The organism is Caulobacter sp. HJHS_5, assembly GCF_056683955.1.
On the sequence record NZ_JBWZNC010000007.1, the window covers coordinates 229,848 to 246,953 of the forward strand.

Consider the following 17,106-nt stretch of genomic DNA (forward strand, 5'->3'; position numbering starts at 1 on the left):
GCGTGCTTGAATCCTGACCGCCCGCGTTTGACGCCCGGGCGGCGCGTCGCCCTCCCTGCTTCCTCCGGACGTCCATGCCCTTCGACCAAGCCTCTCCTGAAATCGCTCTCAGACCCGAAACCGTCGCCGACGCCGCGGCTGTCGAGGCCCTGGTCGCCCGCGCCTTCGGCCCCGGTCGGCTGACCCGCGTCTCGGAGCGCGTGCGCGAATTCGCGCCCTTCCGCCGCGAGCTGTCGATGTGCGCCTTCGCCGACGGCCTGCTCGTGGGTTCGGTGCGGATGTGGGACGTGGTCATCGGCGGCGCACCCGCCATTTTCCTGGGCCCGCTGGCGGTCGAGGCGGCGTTCCGCAACAGCGGCGCGGGCGGGCGGCTGGTGGCGGCGGCCTGCGCGGCGGCCGAGGCCGCCGGCGCTTCGGCGGTGCTGCTGGTCGGCGACCCGCCCTATTTCGAACGCTTCGGCTTCTCGACGGCGGCGGCGGAAGGAATCGTCCTCCCCGGCCCGGTCGACCGCAAACGGGTGATGCTGCGTGTGCTGTCGCCCGCCGGCGAAGGCCTGAAGGGCGTGGTCGCCTAAGATCGCTTGAGGGCGGCCCGCGTTGGGCCTACCAGCGAGGCATGGCAGGCGGAGCAGGGCTCGAGACGCTGATCGCCGCCGCGGGCGGCCTCCAGTCCGGCGAGGCGGCCGAGGGCCGACGCCTGCCGCCGGTCCATCTGTGGAATCCCTCTCACTGCGGCAAGATCGATATCGTCATCCGCAAGGACGGCTCCTGGTGGCACGAAGGCTCGCCGATCGGCCGCCCGGCCCTGGTGCGGCTGTTCTCCACGGTCCTGCGCAAGGATCCCGATGGCTTCCATCTGGTCACCCCGGTCGAGAAGCTGGAGATCACCGTCGAGGACGCCCCCTTCGTCGCGGTGAGCGCCGACCGCGAAGGCGACCGGTGGGTCTTCACCACCAATGTCGGCGACCGGGCCGAGGCCGGGCCGGATCATTCGATCCGCGTCGAGACCGCCGCCGACGGCGCGCCGCGCCCCTATGTCCATGTGCGGGCGGGACTCGAAGCCCTGATCGCCCGGCCGGTCTTCTATCGGCTGGTCGCCGAGGCCGAGACTCGCGACGGCCGCTTCAGTCTCGCCTCCAACGGCGTCTGGTTCGATCTCGGGGGCGTGGCGTGAGCGCCGAGCTTCGCGCCTGGATCACCGAACGGCTCGATCCGCTGGCGCCGCGCCCCTTCGAGGCGCCTGTCGCCCCGGTCGATTTCGATACCAACCTGCAGGCGGGGCCCGGCGCGCCGCCCAGCATTCCCGCCGCCGTGCTGATCGGCCTCGTCGAGCGTGAGGATGGGTTGACGGTGCTGCTCACTCGCCGAGCCGACACCCTGCGCAGGCATACCGGCCAGGTCGCCTTTCCCGGCGGCCGCATCGAGGCGGGGGAAACGCCGTGGGAAGCGGCCCTGCGCGAGGCCAACGAGGAGATCGGGCTCGATCCCGCCGCTGTCACCCTGGCGGGCCTTTCCGCTCCCTTCGCGCTGGGCACCGGCTTCCTGGTAACGCCCGTGGTGGGTTTCGTGCCGCGGGACGCCCCGTTGGTCGCCAATCCCGCCGAGGTGGCCGAAATCTTCGAGACGCCGTTCGGCTTCCTGATGGACCCGGCCAATCACGAACGCCGCTATATCGATCTGCCGGACGGCGACCGTCGTTGGTTCTACGCCATGACCCACCAGGAACGTCTGATCTGGGGCGCTACCGCCGGCATGCTGCGCCAGCTCTACGACCGGCTTTACGGAGGCCCGCTTGCTTAGGGTCCTGCTGCCGCGCCTCGTCCTGTTTCTGGTCCCCTTCGTGATCTGGTTCGTCTGGCGCGAGGTCGCCCGGCGCACGGGCCGACCGATGGGCGCCACGCCCTGGGCCTGGCTGTTCGGCGCCGGCGCCCTCCTGGCCGCGCTGTCCCTGATGGCCACCGTCGCCTTCCAACGCGATAATCGCGACGAAACCTATGTTCCGGCCGAGGTCGGGGCGGACGGACGGGTCAGTCCCGGCTATTTCGAGAAGCGATGAGCGACCTGCCCGAAACCCTCGGCGAACCCGCCTGGATGACCGCCGCGGCGACGCGGGCGGCGATGGCGGCGCTCGAAGCCGCGGGCGGCGAGGGCTGCGCCCGCTTCGTCGGCGGCTGCGTGCGCAACACCCTGACCGGCCATCCGGTCGACGACATCGACATCGCCACCGTGCTCACGCCCGAAGCGGTGATCGACGCCGCCAAGGCCGCGAGTCTGAAAGTCGTGCCGACCGGCGTGGAGCACGGCACGGTGACCATCGTCGTTTCCGGCCGGCCGTTCGAGGTCACCACCTTGCGCCGCGACGTCTCCACCGACGGCCGTCGCGCCGTGGTGGCCTTCACGGAGGACTGGACCGAGGACGCCCAGCGGCGGGACTTCCGCTTCAACGCGCTCTACGCCGACGCGACCGGCCGCATCTTCGACCCGACCGGCGCCGGTGTCGCCGACGCCCTGGCGCGGCGAGTGGTGTTCGTCGGCGATGCGGTCACCCGCATCCGCGAGGACTACCTGCGCATCCTCCGCTACTTCCGCTTTCTCGCCTGGTACGGCGAGGGCGAACTGGATCCGGAGGCCGTCGTCGCCTGCGCCGCCGAGCGCGAGATGCTGGCCGACCGCCCGGGTGAGCGCGTTTCCAAGGAATTGCTGAAGCTGCTTGCCGCCCCCGACCCGCGCCGCGCGATGCGGCTGATGGCCGAGGCCGGCGTGCTGCAGGTCATCCTGCCGTTTCCGATCCAGCTGGCACGGTTCGAGACCATGGTCGCCATCGACCGCGACCCGGAACTGCGCCTGGCGGCCCTGCTGCCCGACGAGGACGCCGAGACCGCCCTGGCCGTCGCCGAGCGCCTGCGCCTGTCGAACGCCCAGCGCGACCGCCTGATCGCCGCCGCGGGCGCGCGCCTTTACCCGATGACCACGGCGGAGGCGCGGCGCGTGGTTTATCGCCTCGGCGCGCGCACGTTCCAGGACAAGGCCAGGCTGGCCTGGGCCGCCGCAGGCGTCGCCGACGATCCGGCCTGGAGAAGCCTCGCGGCCGCGCCGGAGGGCTGGACTGTCCCGACCTTCCCGCTTACGGGCGCCGACGCCCTGGCGGTCGGCCTGCCCAAGGGGCCGAAGCTCGGCCAGGCCCTGCGCCTGATCGAGGAGGAGTGGGTTGCGGGCGATTTCGCGAAACGCCGCGAGGCGTTGATCGCGCGTCTGAAGGCCTTGGCCTAAGGCCACTTCACCGTCGGCGGCATCGAGCTGAGGATCGACTCGACGTTGCCGCCCGTCTTCAGGCCGAACATGGTGCCGCGGTCGTAGAGCAGGTTGAATTCCACGTAGCGGCCGCGCCGGATCAGCTGTTCCTCGCGCTCGTCCTCGGTCCACGGTTCGCTCATGCGGTGGCGGACGATCTTCGGATAGATATCGAGGAAGGCCTCGCCCACGTCGCGCGTGAAGGCGAAATCGCGCTCGTGGTCGCCGCTGTCGTGATGGTCGTAGAAGATGCCGCCGACGCCGCGCGGCTCCTTGCGGTGCGGCAGCCAGAAGTACTCGTCGCACCAGGCCTTGTACTTGGCGTGCCACTCGGGATCGTGGGCGTCGCAGGCCTTCCGCAGGGCGGCGTGGAAGAGGCGGGCGTCCGGCGCGTCCTGGCTGCGCTGGTCGGCCAGCAGGGGCGTCAGGTCGGCGCCGCCGCCGAACCAGCTCTGGGTCGTGGCGATGAAGCGGGTGTTCATGTGCACGGCCGGCACGCGCGGGCTCACCATGTGAGCGATCAGCGAGACGCCGGTGGCGAAGAAGCGCGGGTCTTCCGCGGCGCCCGGCATGGCCTTGGCCATCTCGGGCGTGAAACTGCCGAACACGGTCGAGACATGGACGCCCACCTTCTCGAAGAAGCGGCCGTGCATCATCGACATCACGCCGCCGCCGCCGGCTTCCCGCGCCCACGGGGTGCGAACGAAGCGGCCGGGTTCGCCGGGGTAGAGGTGAGCAGGCGCCTCATCCTCCAGCGCCTCGAAGGCGGCGCACACGCGGTCGCGCAGCGATTCGAACCAGGCCGCGGCCTGGGTCTTGCGAGCTTCGAGAACGGGATCGGTCGTCATGGCGAGGGCGTCTTAGTCGGTCTTGGCGATTTTCGGAAACCCGCCCGTCTGGCGCAGGGCTTCGGAAAGCCCGATGCCGGCGCTGACCGCCAGGTTGAACGAGCGGGCCGGCGGTGCGATGGGGATCAGGAGACGGGCCTCGGCGGCCGCGTGTACTTCCTCGGGGACGCCGGCGCTCTCGCGCCCGAACAGCAGGGTGTCGCCCGGGGCGAAAGAAAAATCGTAAAGCGGCTGGGCGCCGCGCGTCGTGAACAGAACCAGCCGACCGGTCTTTCGTTCGGGGGCGGCCAGGAAATTCGACCAGCCGTCATGCAGCGTCATGTGCGCCAGAGGCCCGTAATCCAGGGCCGCGCGCTTCATGCTGCGGTCGTCCAAGGGGAAGGCGCAGGGCTGAATCACCTCCAGCGGAACCGCGAAACAGGCGGTCAGGCGGATCACGGCGCCAAGGTTTTGCGGAATGTCCGGTTGAAAAAGCGCGAGACGCATTCTAAGCGATCCAGCCAAAGGAACCTGGGCAGGGGGATGCGCGCCAGGCGTCTTGCGGCGAATGCCGCAGGGGGCGAGGGTGGCGGTCGTCCGCCGAGATCGTTTCTTTAAGGCCCTCGTCCGGGGGTCGTGAAGTTGGGCGTTCGTGCACGGACGTCTTTTTTGAGCGGTCGCGTCTCTCCGCGCGGCCCTATCGAGGGTGATCGAGTGGCAGGCGCCGCAACGCAACCGCAGACCGTGACCGGGGAAGACCCCAACCGTCGCGACTTCATTCACATCGCCGCCGTCGCGGCCGCCGCCGCCGGCGGCGTCGCCGTGGCTTGGCCGCTGGTCATGCAAATGAACCCGGCGGGCGATACCTTGGCCCTGGCTTCGGTGGAGTTCGACCTTTCGAAGGTCGCCCCCGGGCAACAGGTCGTCGTCAAGTGGCGCAGCAAGCCGCTGTTCGTGCGCAACCGCACCGAGGCGGAAGTCGCCAAGGCGGTGAAGGACGACAACGCCCCGATGAAAGACCCGCAGAAGGACGCCGACCGGGTGAAGCCCGGCAAGGCCCAATGGCTGGTCGTCGGCGGCAACTGCACCCACCTCGGCTGCGTGCCGACGTTCGGCGGCGGCGAGTACGGCGGCTGGTTCTGCCCGTGCCACGGCTCGGTCTACGACACCTCGGGCCGTATCCGTAAGGGCCCGGCTCCCCTGAACCTGGTGGTGCCGGAATACGCCTTCCTCTCCGACACTCGCATCAAGATCGGCTGATACGTAGATGAGCGGACATCCTTCGACCTACGAGCCGAAAACGGCTTTCACCCGCTGGCTCGACAGCCGCCTGCCGATCGTTCGGCTCGGCTACGACAGCTTCGTCGACTATCCGACCCCGCGGAACCTGAACTACTGGTGGACCTTCGGGGCCATCCTCAGCCTCTGCCTGGGCGTGCAGATCGCCACCGGCGTCGTGCTGGCGATGCACTACACGGCTAATGCGGGCCTGGCCTTCAACAGCGTCGAGCACATCATGCGCGACGTGCAGTACGGCTGGCTGATCCGCTACATCCACGCCAACGGCGCTTCGATGTTCTTCATCGCGGTTTACGTCCACATGCTCCGCGGCCTCTACTACGGGTCCTACAAGGCCCCGCGCGAGATCCTCTGGATCCTGGGCTGCGTCATCTATCTGCTGATGATGGCCACCGCCTTCATGGGCTACGTCCTGCCCTGGGGTCAGATGTCCTTCCACGGCGCGGTCGTGATCACCAACCTGTTCGGCGCCCTGCCGATCGTCGGTCAGGCCATCACCACCTGGCTGTGGGGCGGCTTCGCGGTCGATAACCCGACCCTCAACCGCTTCTTCTCGCTGCACTACCTGCTGCCGTTCATGATCGCGGGCGTCGTGATCCTGCACATCTGGGCGCTGCACGTGGCCGGCCAGAACAACCCGACCGGCGTCGAGCCCAAGTCGAAGGCCGACACCGTGCCCTTCACGCCCTACGCCACCATCAAGGACGGCTTCGCCGTCAGCGTCTTCCTGATCCTGTTCGCGATCTTCGTCTTCTACATGCCGAACGCCCTGGGCCACGCCGACAACTACATTCCGGCCGACCCGCTGGTGACGCCCGCGCACATCGTGCCCGAATGGTACTTCCTGCCGTTCTACGCGATCCTGCGCGCCATCCCCGACAAGCTCGGCGGCGTCATCGCCATGTTCGGCGCCATCGCCTGCCTGTTCGCCCTGCCGTGGCTCGACACGTCGAAGGTGCGCTCGATGCGCTACCGTCCGACCGCGAAGCTCTACTTCCTGATCTTCGTCGTCGCGTGCTGCATCCTGGGCCTTTGCGGCGCCAAGCTGCCGGACGATCCGGTGATCCCGGGTCTGACGACCTTCAAGCTCCTGGAAAGCGACATCAACAGCTTCGTCTGGCTGTCGCGCCTCGCGACCCTCTACTATTTCGGCTTCTTCCTGGTGATCCTGCCGATCCTCGGCCTGGTCGAAAAGACGCTGCCGGTTCCGGACTCCATCGCCAAGCCGGCGCTGTCGCATCCCGCGCACGCCCCGGCCGAAGCGACCGCTTCTCCCGAGACGAAGGGCTGATCGATGCTGCGTAAGTTCTCCATCATCGCAGCCGTCGCCGGCCTTCTGGTCGCGACCGCCGCTCCGGCCCTGGCCGCCGGCCATCCGGAAGAGCCGAAGAAGGTCGACTGGTCGTTCAACGGTCCGTTCGGCAAGTTCGACCAGGCGCAGCTGCAGCGCGGCTACAAGGTCTACCGCGAGGTCTGCTCGGCCTGTCACGCGGCCAGCCTGCTGTCGTTCCGCAACCTGGGCGACAAGAACGGCCCGTTCTACAGCCCGAAGTATCCGAACTCGAACGACAACCCGTACGTGAAGGCGATCGCCGCCGAGTACCAAGTGTCGGTCATCGACGAGGAAACGGGTGACACGGTGCAGCGTCCGGCCACGTCGGCCGACCACTTCCCGTCGCCGTTCCCCAACGATTTCGCGGCGCGGGCCAGCAACGGCGGCGCCCTGCCGCCGGACCTGTCGGTGCTCGCCAAGGCCCGCGAGGGCGGCCCGGACTACATCTACTCGCTGCTGACCGGCTACCATGAGCCGCCGGCCGGCCTGACCATCGATCCGACCAAGCACTACAACCCGTACTTCCCGGGCGACCTCACTTCGGCGTGGTCCGGCGATCCGAAGCACGTGCCGCACGGCGGCGTGATCGGCATGCCCCCGCCGCTGGCCGATGACCGCGTCACCTACGACGACGGCACCAAGGCCACTCTCGACCAGGAAGCCAAGGACGTCTCGGCCTTCCTGATGTGGGCCGCCGAGCCGAAGATGGTCGAGCGCAAGGAGATGGGCTTCTCGGTCCTGATCTACCTGCTGCTGATGTCGGGCCTGCTGTACGCCAGCTACCGCACCGTCTGGCGCAACGAGTCGCACTAAGCTTTCCGAACCCCGGTTCGAAGCCGCGGCCCTCCCCTCGGGGAGGGCCGTTTGCGTTTCAGGGTCTTGGCGCTTCAGGGGCGGGGCCTGGCCAGCACCAAGCGGCCGCCGGGCATGTCGATGCGCAGGCGGTAGCGTCGCAGCCAGTCCGTGCCGAGCGCGCCGGCGACGCTGGTCGGCAGCTCGGCGCCGCGCGCCGCGCTCGGCTTCTCGAACAGCGCCCCGCCGACGGACAGGGCGCGAATCCACGTGGGAGACCACTGGCGCGGGTCGCCGTCGTCCGGCCCGTGAGCGGTGGGGATCGACAACCGCACGGCCGCCTTGGACGCGGTATCGACCACGAAATCCCCCGCGAGCGCGCGCGGTCCGTCGGAGACCGCCGCGCGGACGGTCGGCCGGCCCTCGACCCGCGTCATCGGCAACCGCTGGCCGGCGAGCGGCGGCGCGCTGTTCGGAGGGTAGAAGGTCAGCCGGCAGGGGTTGAACTCGAGGTCGACCACGTACCGGCCGAGCACGTCGTCGCCGATCACCCCGACGATGGGCGTCACGAACCCCGGCGCGCGCGGATCGAGGTTGGCGACGGTCACCGGCGTGGCCGCCAGGGCGAGGCCCGCGAAGCGCAGGTCCCCGACCAAGGCGGGCTCGGTGACGCCCTCCATCTGGGCGCGGGTTTCATGCAGGAGGGTCTGGGGCGCGGCGAAATCGATCAGCCAGTCGCCGCCCGCGCGGCCGAAAATGGCCGGCGCGACCACCGCGCCGTTTTCCAGCAGGCATCCGACTGAACCCACCGGCTCCGCCCTCGCGCCAAGCCCAACGAGCGACGCCGACCCGGCGAGGATCGCGGCGATGCATGGACGACCGGGCTTCATACCCCCACCTTAGGAAGACGCGGGCTTGTCGGTCCAGCCGCCCGCGAAGGGAGACGTGGCCCATGGGCGCCGAAGGCTACTGTCTGTTCGATACCGCCCTCGGCGTATGCAGCCTCGCATGGCGGGGCGAGGTCGTGGTCGGGGCCGCCCTGCCGGACGATGCGCCGGAGCTGCTGCGCTCGCGCACGGCCCGCCGACATCCGGACGCCGTGGAACAGCCGCCGCCGCCCTCGATCGCGGTGGTTGTCGAGGCGGTGAAGGCGCTGCTCGCCGACGGCGTGGTCGATCTCGCCGACATCGCCGTCGATCTCGATCAGGTCGAGCCGTTCGATCGCCAGGTGCTCGAAATCACGCGCCGCATCCCGCCCGGCCGCACCCGCACCTACGGACAGATCGCCGCCGAGCTCGGTCAGCCGCGCGCCGCCCAGGCGGTGGGCGCCGCGCTCGGGCGCAACCCGATTCCGATAATCGTGCCCTGCCACCGCGTTCTGGCGGCCGGCGGTAAATCGGGCGGCTTCTCGGCCCCCGGCGGGCGGATGACCAAGCTCAAGCTGCTGGCCATCGAGAACGCCCGCGTAGGCGACGAGCCCACGCTGCTTTAGAAGGTCTTGCGCACCCGCATCATCAGGAACGGCTCCATCGAGGCTTCACGCCGCTCGTAGGCCGAGATCAGGCCCGCCGAACGCGGACCGTTGTAGAGCACCCGCTTGCGCACCAGGGCCTTGCCGACGGTGTTCTCGATCTGCAAGCGGAAGACGAGGTCGGGCCGAGGCGTCCAGTCCCAATACAGCTTGAGGAAGGCCGTCTCCGTGGTCGTGCGGATCTCGTTGATCCGGTAGTTGGTGTCCCGCCAGTCCTTGACCACCTCGAGGGCGACCAGCGAGTCCAGCGACGGCAGGGTCTGGCTGAGGACGAAGTCCATGTCGAAGGGCGTGTCGCTGGTGATCCGGCGGGGGCGGCCGGTCACAGGGTCGGTCACCTCGGTCTTCTGCCACAGCCCGTTCAGTTTCAGCAGCATGCCCGGGCGGCCGAGGTTGTCGAAGGGCAGGGTCAGGTTCAGCTTGGCGGTATTGCGCCAGCCGTCGCCGATGTTGCCCGGCGCGTCATAGCGATTGTCGATCGGGATCAGGTCGACCACGGATTCGACGTTGGCGCGGGTCAGGGTCAGCACCACCGCCCCCTGCGACCAGAACCGGCGCTCGAAGGCCGCCTCGGCCACCCAGGCCCGCTCGGGCTGCAGATTGGGGTTGCCGGCGTTGTGCACGCCGGTGTCGAGCTGGGCGCTGGCGGCGAAATCGCCGAAGTCGAGCTGATCGACCTCGCGTTCCAGCCGCACCCGCACCTGGCTGGACGAATCGGGCGCCCACGAGACGATCACGCGCGGCTTGGCGAAGGTCAGGGTGCGTTCCTGATTGGCGCCGCCGCTCTGGCTGATCGTCGAGCGTTCATAGCGCAGGCCCCCGTCGAGGGAGAGGGCGTCGCTTACCTGCCAGCTGCCGGTGATGAAGGCCTCGCCGCGCCGTTCCTCCACCCGCACATTGGCCGAAGGCAGGGGCACGACGACGCCGTTCTCGGTCAGGGCCGTGCGGCTGTCGAGGAAGTTGAAGGCCCCCTCGAACCCGCCTTCCAGGCGCAGGCCCGTCGCGGGGGTCGCGGTCAGCAGGGCGCGGGCGATGCGCTCGCCACCCTCCGACGAGGAGATGTTGCGCTGTGTGCGGCCACGGCTGCGGCTGACCCCTGTCTCTTCTTCGGTCGAAAATGTCGCCAGGCCGACCAGGCGACCCGTGAGCTTGGCGGTCAGCGGGCGCTCGTAGTCGCCGCCGACCTCCCAGTCGTTGTCGATCTCCTCGCTGTCGTTGAACACCTGATAGGCGCCCAGCGGGTCGATCAGGTCCGAGCGTTCGCGCCGATCGCCGACCTCTCGGGCGCCCGAGAGGTTGAAGCGCAGGACATCGGCCCCGGGGCGATACTCGGCGCCGACGTTGAAGTTGATCAGATCCTGTCGATCGTCGACGGCGAAGCGGCCGTCGAACAGGCTCCCGCCCAGGGTGCTGCGCCGCCAGAAGGGGCCTTCGCCCGATCCGGGCGTCCGATCGTTGCGGTATTGAAGCTGCCCCTCCAGCGAAAGCGGTCCCGAACGCCAAGTGCCTTCAACACGCGGCACCACGCCGACAAAGCCGTCGTCGAACGCCTTGACCAGCATCTGCAGCGCCAGGGTGGAGCTGGCCCCGCTCTTGCGGATCACATTGGCCACCACCGGCTGGCCCTGCATGTCGAGCCCGGTCGAGGCGTCGCGCACCAGGTCGATCCGCTCGACCTGAGAGACCGGGATGCGCTGCAACAGCTGTTGCAGGGAGACGGCCTTCGACGATGGTCTCTCACCGTCGATCATCACATTGCCGGCGGCCCCGCCGAACCCACGCACATCGGCGCCGCCGTTGAAGCTGAAGCCGGGCAGTCGCTGCACCATGTCGAAGGCGCTGGTCGGCTTGAACTCGGTGAAGAAGGTCGGCGGGTAAGAGGTCCCGCCCGCGCCCGCGCCCGTCGCCACGCCTGCCGGCGCGGGGCCTTCGACCGCATCCTGCGCCCAGGCGTCGTCGCCCAACAGGCAGGCGCAGGCGAAACCGCCGGCCACAAACCGCCGCAGTGCGCTGGCGTTGAGCATGGTCGTTACTCCCGTCGCGGCGCGCTTCGTGACGCGCCGTCATTGCGACGCAGTCGAACTAGACCGCGCGGGAGCTGTATACAGCGACCGGGGGTCGCTTAGCGAGGGCGAAGCGTGATTGGCGCCGCGGGAGGGGCCTCGGCGGCGGCGGCGGCGGCCGTCTCGGCCATCAGCTCCCGCGCCTTCAGATAGGACAGCAGCGGGTAGAGCGCGGCCATCATGGCGATCAGCACGCCCAGTTCGCCCTCTTTGTAGCCCTTGCGGGAGACGTAGCACTTCCAGAATCGGCGCAAGCCGCGGAAGGCGTTATCCCACAGGCCGGTCAGCTGGCCGCTGTCGGCCAGATCGGCGGCGCGCAGGGTGGTGTAGCGGTTCAGACGCCCGACCATGTCGCCGATGTTCTCGTCGACCATGTGGCGCAGGGGGTGCGACAGCTTGCCGGCGGGGGCGCCGTCGAGGATGGCGCCGGGGTGAACCCGTTCGGCCTTCCAGCGCTTCACGCCGCGGCGATAGAGGCGCACCGCCGAGCTAGTGCCGAACGACCCGCCCCAGCCATGACGCACCAGCTTGCGGCCGATGTAGTTGTCGATCGGCACCTGGAAGTAGTCGCCTTCCGGGTCACGCTCGATGGTCAGGCGGATTTCCAGCGCCAGCGCGTCGTCGATCACTTCATCGGCGTCGACTTCGAGAATCCAGGCGCCGGTGCAGGCGTCGAGGCCGGCGTGCTTGCGGTGACCTTCCAGGGGGAAGAAGCCGCTGATCACGCGCGCCCCGGCGCGGGCGGCGAGAGCTTCGGTGCGATCCGTGCAGCGGTCGGCGACCACCACCACCTCGTCGCAGAACGCCAGTCGGTGAAGGCAATCCTCGATCCGGGCTTCCTCGTTGCGTGCACAGAGCAGCGCCGAAAGTCTGGCCATCCCAACCGTCCTCTAGCCCGCCCCCCTGAGGCGGCATGAGGATGTGACGCCACCGGCCGCCGACGCCCCCACGCATCTGTATGCAGGTCAGAACGCCGCAGCGTCGCGGGGGGCTCAGAAGGCCGCGGAAAGCGCCAGGGCCAGGGTTCGCGGCCGCTGCGGCGTCACCTGGCGCACCTGACCGAAGCTGAATGGATTGCCATAGGCGAAGGTGTCGCCTTCGGCGTTGGCGAGGTTGCTCACATAGGCCGCCAGTCGCCAGCGGCCGTGGCTGAGCTGGGCGGAGAGCTTGGTCGTTATGTAGCCTCCCATCTGAGGCGACAGCAGGGGATCGAAGGTCAGGCGGGAGCGGCCGATGTAGTTGGCCTCGCCAGTCAGCAACAGGGAAAGTTCGGCGCCCAGGGGCTGTTCGTACTGCACCAGGGCGCCCATCGACGTGTCCGGCACCCCCGGCATCCCCCTGCCGACCTTGGCGGCGAAGGCGGGGTTCACCCTGACGATTTGCGGATTGCTGACCAGTCCGTTGGCCTGGATCGACCAGCGCGGGGTCGGCCGCCACGCGATCTCGGCCTCCAGGCCCACGCTGCGCCCGTCGCCGACATTGGCCGTATAGGCGAGGCCGGAATTGTAGAACTGGTCGCTCTGGATGTCGTTCCACACGGCGTAGAACAGGGCCGAGCGCACATCGACCCTTCCCTCCGCCAGCCGCAGCTTGGCGCCCATCTCGTAGTTGCGCATTTCGTCCGGCTGGAACTCGCGGCGCTGGGGACTCGGCGGCAGCAGACCGCCGGAATTGAAACCGCCGGCGCGATAGCCTTGCGAGAACAACAGGTAGAACAGATCGCCGGAAGCGAAGTCGTACTGCAGCGAAAGTTTCGGCGACCAGCCCCGGTAGCGCCGCTCGCGGTCGAAGCTGCGCGACTGCCCGGGGGACGGGGCCATCACATCGCTGGAGGTCTGCACCCTCTTGCGGAAGGCTCGCGCGCCCGCGGCGGCGGTCCAGCCCCCCCAGACCGGATAGGAAACCTCGCCATAGAGCGCCGCGTCGGTGAGCTCGTCCATCCGTCGCTCGCGGTAGACCCCCCGCAGCGGCGATCCCGGCGGCGCGCTGCTCAGCAGGGCGGGGCTGCGCTCGTCGCGATAGGTCACATAGGCCCCGGCCAGCCAGCGGAACGGGCGACCTTCGGGCGAGGTGTAGAAGGCGTCCTGGGAGATGATGCGGACGCGCGAACTCTCGTCGTACACGCCAAGGTCTGCGGTGCTCTCGCCAAACAGCGAAAGCGCGGCGGAGGCGTCGTACAGACTTTCGAAGTCGTGCTTGATGAAGGCCGTCGACGAATGAAACAGGCCCCAGTCGCCTCCGCCGTCGATGCTGAGCGCGGCCTGCGCGAAGTCGTTGCGATGGCTTTCGCGGACGCGGTTGTTGCGCTGACGCGGCCCTAGAGCGCCGGAGACATACTGGGTGTCGGCGGTGTCGATCCGCTGCATCAGGGCCGAGGCGCGGGCCGACCAGGTGTCGTTGGGCCAGACGCTGACGGAGAGACGCGCGCCGTTTCGCTCGGTCTTGTCGACATTCGAAAGGCGCAGGCTGAGGTCGTCGACGAACCCACCCTGCTGTTCGCTGTAGGCCACGACACGGGCGGCCGCCCGCCCCTCGACCAGCGGCACGTTGGCGACGCCTTCGAGCGCATAGCTGGGGGCGCCGGATTCCGTCCACGCGTGGGTGGCGCGCACCTGGCCTTCCAGGGCGTCCAGCACCGGCTTTCGGGTGACGATGCGATAGATTCCCGTCAGCGAACCGCCGCCGTAGAGCGCGCCCTGCGGCCCGCGCACGATCTCCACGGCTTCAACGTCGGTCAGTCGAAGGTCCGGGTCCGGGGCGTTGTAGGTCAGGGTGACGTCGTCGAGGTAGGTGCCGACGGTGGAGCGGGTGCGGCCGGTGAACGCGCCGTCGGAGAGGCCGCGCAGCAGGATTTTGTCTCGGCCCGGACCGAGGTTGGTGGTGATCACGCCCGCCGCCTGGCGGACGGCGCTGGCGGTGTCGATGGCGAAGGTGCTGGTCAGTTGTCCCCCGCTCATCACGCTGACGGCGGACGGCAGGCGCCCGACGGGCGCCGGGCGTTTGCTGGCGGTGATGACGAGGTCCGACACCGGCGGCGCAATCTGCTCCTCGGTGATGGACGACGAGGCGGGCGGTGGCGGCGGCGAGGCGGCGCGTCGAACCGCCACCGGCGCGCGGGCTTGCGGGCGGGCTGGGATGGAGGGCGACATGCGCACCGTGCGCGCGTCGACGATCTCGAAGCTGCAAGGCGCGCCGGCGGTGAGGCGGCGGAGGGCCTCGGGTATCGTGTAGCGCCCCGAAAGGCCGGGGCTGCGGCCGACGCAGGCGGAAACGCCGCCGATCGAAATGTCGGCTTGCACGGCGAAGTCGATAAGCGCTTCAGGGTAGGGTTTGGGCGCGATTCGATACGCGCCGCCCGATTGGGCCTCGGCGTTCGAGGCTGCGCATACCGCCCATATCAGAACCAGGACCGACGCCCCGGCGCGGCCGACTGCCAACGCTACCCCCGCTTCGACTCCGTCAGCGAGCCGACGGATCAGCGCGTAGCACTATCTCATTTTTCGTGACGGTCGAGGAAATCGGCGCCAGCGAGGCGAGGCGACGCACCACCTCGTCCTGATCATCGACCATCAGCACGCCGGAGAATCGCAACGAACCGGCGCCATCGCTCAGTGTGATCGGACGAGCGAACTGGGCGTTGAGGTCGGCGACGACGTCGCTCATGGGCGCATCGCGATAGATCAGGCGCCCGCCCCGCCAGCCGAGGGCTTCCTCGGCGACGACGCTGGAGACATGGCCATCGGCGGCGCCCTCGGTGTGATCGAGACGATGGCCGGCGGTGAGCCGCAGGGTGGCTCCACTGGCGCTGGCCACGGGCGCGACCTCGACGACGCCGCGGGCCACGGTCACCGAGAACCGGCCGTCACGGCGGCGAACGTCGAACTGAGTGCCGACCACGCGCACCTGGCGGTCGCCGGAGGTGATGTAGAACGGCCGCGACGTATCCTTGGCGACATCGAACACCGCCTCGCCGTCCAGCGTGGTGCGCCGCTGGCCGTGGCTGAACTTCACCGACAGGTGCGAGGCCCCGTTGAGATCCACGCGCGACCCGTCCTTCAGGGTCACCGTGCGGCGCTCGCCGGGGGCGGTCTCGTAGACGGTCGGCTGGGTGGACATCCACATCGGGACGCCGACGGCGGCGAAGAGGCCGGCGGCGGCCAGGGCGCCGTAGATCGCGCGGCGTTGCGGCTGGGCCGGGGCGCTCGGCGCGCGGCGCGGGAAGGGGATCACGTCGGCGGTCTGCGGGCGAAACACCTCGCCGATCGCGCGGGCGTCCTCGGCGGTGAGCACGACCCGGTCATAGGCGACGGCGTGGAGCGGGTCGGCGTTCAGCCAGGAATCGAAGGCGAGCCAATCCGCCTCGCCCGCCTGAGGCGATTCCAGGCGAAGCATCCATTCGACCGCCGTGTCGATCACGGCGTCGGCGATAGGCGGCGAAGCGTTCATGAGTTCCTGATCGACCCGGCGGCGAACCGGACTCTATGATGCCTAGACGTCGCCATCGCTGCCTGACCCCCCATCCTTGGCAGGTTTGCCGCGCCTTGGCGACCTGAGGCCCGCCGGGGCCGGCGCCGTCTGCTGGGATACGCCCCGTTCATGGGCGGAAGGAGCTTACGATGGGTTATTTCCGCATGCGACGGGTCATCGAGCTCGCCGCGCTCGATCGCCCGTGGGTGGGCGAGGTGTTCATGCGCAAGCGCTTTGCGCCGCCCATCGAGACCAATGCCGAGGAGTGGAACGACCACTACGCCGGCTCGACCTACGATCGTCTGTTCAAGAGCGACCAGCGGCATCACCACCGCCTTCTGGCGTCCCTGGTCAACGAGCACCGTCCCCACGCCAAGGTGCTGGAGATCGGCTGCGGCGAGGGCGCCTTCTATGCGAGCCTCAAGGCCTTCGCCCCGGCCGGCTACCTTGGCGTCGACTTCTCCGACACCGGCGTCGGGGCCGCGCGCCGCCGTTTCCCCGGCGACCTGCCGGGCCACCCGACCTTCGCGGTCGGTGACGGCCGCACCTACGAGCCGGAGGACAAGTTCGACGCCATCGTCTTCCCGGAATGCATCGAGTACCTGGGCGAGCCGGTCGAGTTGCTGCGCCGCTACAGCCCCAGCCTGCACCCGAACGGAGTGTTCGGCGTCAGCATGTGGCTGAACACCAAGCCCCTGCGGATCTGGCGCAAGCTGCAGGCGTCCTGCGAGATTCTCGATGAGGCGGTGGTCGCGGCTCCCTGGGGCGGCGCTTGGCTGGTAACGGTCTGCAAGCCGCCGAAGTGATCTCGTCATCGCCCGCCCTCGCCCATCGCGCGGGTCAGGGATTTCAGGGCGGCGCTGAGGTGCTTTTCGACGGCGCTGACCGAGATGCCCATGGCGCGGGCGGTTTCGGCTTGGCTGAGGCCTTCGAACTTGTGCAGCCGGAAAGCGCGGCCCATCTGCGGCGGTAGGGCCTCGGCCGCGTCGCGCAACTTGGCCAGACGCTGGCGGGCGGCGATCGCGGCCTCGGGCTCCGGTTCGTCGACCACGTCCTCGCCGTCGATGGCGACCCGGCGGTGGCGATACCAGGCGTCGTCGCGGGCGGCGGTGCGCCGTTCGCCGCGCAAGCGGTCGAGCATGAGGTTCGAGCCCATGCGGTAGAGCAGGGCCATGGGGTTTTCGACGGGAGTCGAGGGATCGACCGCGACAACCTTCAGGTAGAGGTCCTGCGCCAGGTCCTCGGCGGCGGCGAGCGATTGCAGACGCGCGGCGAAGAAGCGCACGAGGTTGGGGCGCTTGGTCAGGTAGAGGCCCAGCAGGCTGGTCTCGTCCTCGGCAGACGTACTCTGCGGTCCGCTCACTACGCTCTTTCGCCCAAAGATCCGCCGGCGAGCCAGCATCGTTGGGAAAACACTAATCGTCCGAGCGGTCTGCGGCTAGAGGCCGCGCGGCTTGGAAGCTCCGCCGCGAAGCGGCTAAACCTACAACGGGCTCCGTGGCT

General features: G+C 69.1%; 18 protein-coding genes. 10 read left to right on the plus strand and 8 right to left on the minus strand.

Annotated elements, in window-relative coordinates:
- Positions 1-74 precede the first annotated feature (74 nt).
- The 5 genes from ACFLIT_RS15230 to ACFLIT_RS15250 are packed head-to-tail and all read left to right on the plus strand — an operon-like array spanning position 75 to position 3,270.
- Positions 75-575: a GNAT family N-acetyltransferase gene (locus ACFLIT_RS15230; protein ID WP_479912102.1), complete on the plus strand. Its 501-nt coding sequence runs from the start codon at positions 75-77 to the stop codon at positions 573-575.
- Positions 576-616: 41 nt separating this feature from the next.
- The gene (locus ACFLIT_RS15235) at positions 617-1,174 is read left to right on the plus strand and encodes a DUF1285 domain-containing protein (protein ID WP_479912103.1); all 558 of its coding nucleotides are present in this window, start codon (positions 617-619) and stop codon (positions 1,172-1,174) included.
- Positions 1,171-1,800, plus strand: a complete 630-nt coding sequence (locus tag ACFLIT_RS15240; protein ID WP_479912104.1) for a CoA pyrophosphatase — start codon at positions 1,171-1,173, stop codon at positions 1,798-1,800. Before ACFLIT_RS15235 ends, ACFLIT_RS15240 begins: the two co-directional genes overlap by 4 nt.
- Positions 1,793-2,056, plus strand: coding sequence for a DUF6111 family protein (locus ACFLIT_RS15245; protein ID WP_479912105.1), 264 nt, complete (start codon positions 1,793-1,795; stop codon positions 2,054-2,056). Before ACFLIT_RS15240 ends, ACFLIT_RS15245 begins: the two co-directional genes overlap by 8 nt.
- Positions 2,053-3,270 carry a CCA tRNA nucleotidyltransferase gene (locus ACFLIT_RS15250; protein ID WP_479912106.1) on the plus strand — a complete coding sequence of 406 codons (1,218 nt, stop codon included), beginning with the start codon at positions 2,053-2,055 and terminating at the stop codon, positions 3,268-3,270. The genes ACFLIT_RS15245 and ACFLIT_RS15250 overlap by 4 nt, the downstream gene beginning before the upstream one ends.
- Here the strand turns inward: ACFLIT_RS15250 and hemF are convergent.
- Together hemF and ACFLIT_RS15260 are read right to left on the minus strand one after the other, a co-directional pair.
- Positions 3,267-4,139 carry an oxygen-dependent coproporphyrinogen oxidase gene (hemF, locus tag ACFLIT_RS15255; RefSeq protein ID WP_479912107.1) on the minus strand — a complete coding sequence of 291 codons (873 nt, stop codon included), beginning with the start codon at positions 4,137-4,139 and terminating at the stop codon, positions 3,267-3,269. The genes ACFLIT_RS15250 and hemF overlap by 4 nt on opposite strands.
- Positions 4,140-4,151: 12 nt before the next feature.
- Positions 4,152-4,625, minus strand: coding sequence for a tRNA (cytidine(34)-2'-O)-methyltransferase (locus ACFLIT_RS15260; RefSeq protein WP_479912108.1), 474 nt, complete (start codon positions 4,623-4,625; stop codon positions 4,152-4,154).
- Between the two features lie 207 nt (positions 4,626-4,832).
- Between ACFLIT_RS15260 and petA the strand changes: the two genes are divergently transcribed.
- The 3 genes from petA to ACFLIT_RS15275 are packed head-to-tail and all read left to right on the plus strand — an operon-like array spanning position 4,833 to position 7,563.
- Positions 4,833-5,378: a ubiquinol-cytochrome c reductase iron-sulfur subunit gene (petA, locus tag ACFLIT_RS15265; protein WP_479912109.1), complete on the plus strand. Its 546-nt coding sequence runs from the start codon at positions 4,833-4,835 to the stop codon at positions 5,376-5,378.
- Positions 5,379-5,385: 7 nt separating this feature from the next.
- Positions 5,386-6,708, plus strand: coding sequence for a cytochrome b (locus ACFLIT_RS15270; RefSeq protein WP_479912110.1), 1,323 nt, complete (start codon positions 5,386-5,388; stop codon positions 6,706-6,708).
- A 3-nt stretch (positions 6,709-6,711) separates the two neighbouring features.
- Complete coding sequence (locus ACFLIT_RS15275) at positions 6,712-7,563, plus strand: cytochrome c1 (protein WP_479912111.1); 852 nt, start codon at positions 6,712-6,714, stop codon at positions 7,561-7,563.
- 74 nt (positions 7,564-7,637) lie between these two features.
- Here ACFLIT_RS15275 and ACFLIT_RS15280 read toward each other — a convergent pair whose 3' ends face one another.
- Complete coding sequence (locus tag ACFLIT_RS15280; RefSeq protein ID WP_479912112.1) at positions 7,638-8,351, minus strand: hypothetical protein; 714 nt, start codon at positions 8,349-8,351, stop codon at positions 7,638-7,640.
- 143 nt (positions 8,352-8,494) lie between these two features.
- Between ACFLIT_RS15280 and ACFLIT_RS15285 the strand changes: the two genes are divergently transcribed.
- The gene (locus ACFLIT_RS15285; protein ID WP_479912113.1) at positions 8,495-9,034 is read left to right on the plus strand and encodes a methylated-DNA--[protein]-cysteine S-methyltransferase; all 540 of its coding nucleotides are present in this window, start codon (positions 8,495-8,497) and stop codon (positions 9,032-9,034) included.
- On the opposite strand, the gene ACFLIT_RS15290 is transcribed toward ACFLIT_RS15285, so the two are convergent.
- The 4 genes from ACFLIT_RS15290 to ACFLIT_RS15305 all read right to left on the minus strand — a co-directional run bounded on the left by ACFLIT_RS15290 (position 9,031) and on the right by ACFLIT_RS15305 (position 15,582).
- On the minus strand, positions 9,031-11,097 hold the full coding sequence (locus tag ACFLIT_RS15290; protein WP_479912114.1) for a TonB-dependent receptor plug domain-containing protein: 2,067 nt from the start codon (positions 11,095-11,097) through the stop codon (positions 9,031-9,033). The two genes, ACFLIT_RS15285 and ACFLIT_RS15290, sit on opposite strands and share 4 nt — an antisense overlap.
- 98 nt (positions 11,098-11,195) lie before the next feature.
- Positions 11,196-12,014, minus strand: coding sequence for a glycosyltransferase family 2 protein (locus ACFLIT_RS15295; protein ID WP_479912115.1), 819 nt, complete (start codon positions 12,012-12,014; stop codon positions 11,196-11,198).
- 114 nt (positions 12,015-12,128) lie between these two features.
- On the minus strand, positions 12,129-14,435 hold the full coding sequence (locus ACFLIT_RS15300; RefSeq protein WP_479912116.1) for a TonB-dependent receptor: 2,307 nt from the start codon (positions 14,433-14,435) through the stop codon (positions 12,129-12,131).
- 160 nt (positions 14,436-14,595) lie between these two features.
- A complete protein-coding gene (locus ACFLIT_RS15305; protein ID WP_479912117.1) occupies positions 14,596-15,582 on the minus strand; it encodes a FecR family protein in 987 nt (328 codons plus the stop codon).
- Positions 15,583-15,752: 170 nt separating this feature from the next.
- Between ACFLIT_RS15305 and ACFLIT_RS15310 the strand changes: the two genes are divergently transcribed.
- Positions 15,753-16,409, plus strand: coding sequence for a class I SAM-dependent methyltransferase (locus ACFLIT_RS15310; protein WP_479912118.1), 657 nt, complete (start codon positions 15,753-15,755; stop codon positions 16,407-16,409).
- A gap of 5 nt (positions 16,410-16,414) precedes the next feature.
- On the opposite strand, the gene ACFLIT_RS15315 is transcribed toward ACFLIT_RS15310, so the two are convergent.
- A complete protein-coding gene (locus ACFLIT_RS15315; protein WP_479912119.1) occupies positions 16,415-16,966 on the minus strand; it encodes an RNA polymerase sigma factor in 552 nt (183 codons plus the stop codon).
- Positions 16,967-17,106: the final 140 nt, after the last annotated feature.

Excerpts from the sequence above, each read along its gene's own strand:
- ACFLIT_RS15230 (WP_479912102.1), top strand. The coding sequence starts at position 75 with ATGCCCTTCGACCAAGCCTCTCCTGAAATCGCTCTCAGACCCGAAACC.
- ACFLIT_RS15235 (WP_479912103.1), top strand. The coding sequence starts at position 617 with ATGGCAGGCGGAGCAGGGCTCGAGACGCTGATCGCCGCCGCGGGCGGC.
- ACFLIT_RS15250 (WP_479912106.1), top strand. The coding sequence starts at position 2,053 with ATGAGCGACCTGCCCGAAACCCTCGGCGAACCCGCCTGGATGACCGCC.
- hemF (WP_479912107.1), bottom strand. The coding sequence starts at position 4,139 with ATGACGACCGATCCCGTTCTCGAAGCTCGCAAGACCCAGGCCGCGGCC.
- ACFLIT_RS15260 (WP_479912108.1), bottom strand. The coding sequence starts at position 4,625 with ATGCGTCTCGCGCTTTTTCAACCGGACATTCCGCAAAACCTTGGCGCC.
- ACFLIT_RS15270 (WP_479912110.1), top strand. The coding sequence starts at position 5,386 with ATGAGCGGACATCCTTCGACCTACGAGCCGAAAACGGCTTTCACCCGC.
- ACFLIT_RS15275 (WP_479912111.1), top strand. The coding sequence starts at position 6,712 with ATGCTGCGTAAGTTCTCCATCATCGCAGCCGTCGCCGGCCTTCTGGTC.
- ACFLIT_RS15285 (WP_479912113.1), top strand. The coding sequence starts at position 8,495 with ATGGGCGCCGAAGGCTACTGTCTGTTCGATACCGCCCTCGGCGTATGC.
- ACFLIT_RS15290 (WP_479912114.1), bottom strand. The coding sequence starts at position 11,097 with ATGCTCAACGCCAGCGCACTGCGGCGGTTTGTGGCCGGCGGTTTCGCC.
- ACFLIT_RS15295 (WP_479912115.1), bottom strand. The coding sequence starts at position 12,014 with ATGGCCAGACTTTCGGCGCTGCTCTGTGCACGCAACGAGGAAGCCCGG.
- ACFLIT_RS15305 (WP_479912117.1), bottom strand. The coding sequence starts at position 15,582 with ATGAACGCTTCGCCGCCTATCGCCGACGCCGTGATCGACACGGCGGTC.
- ACFLIT_RS15310 (WP_479912118.1), top strand. The coding sequence starts at position 15,753 with ATGGGTTATTTCCGCATGCGACGGGTCATCGAGCTCGCCGCGCTCGAT.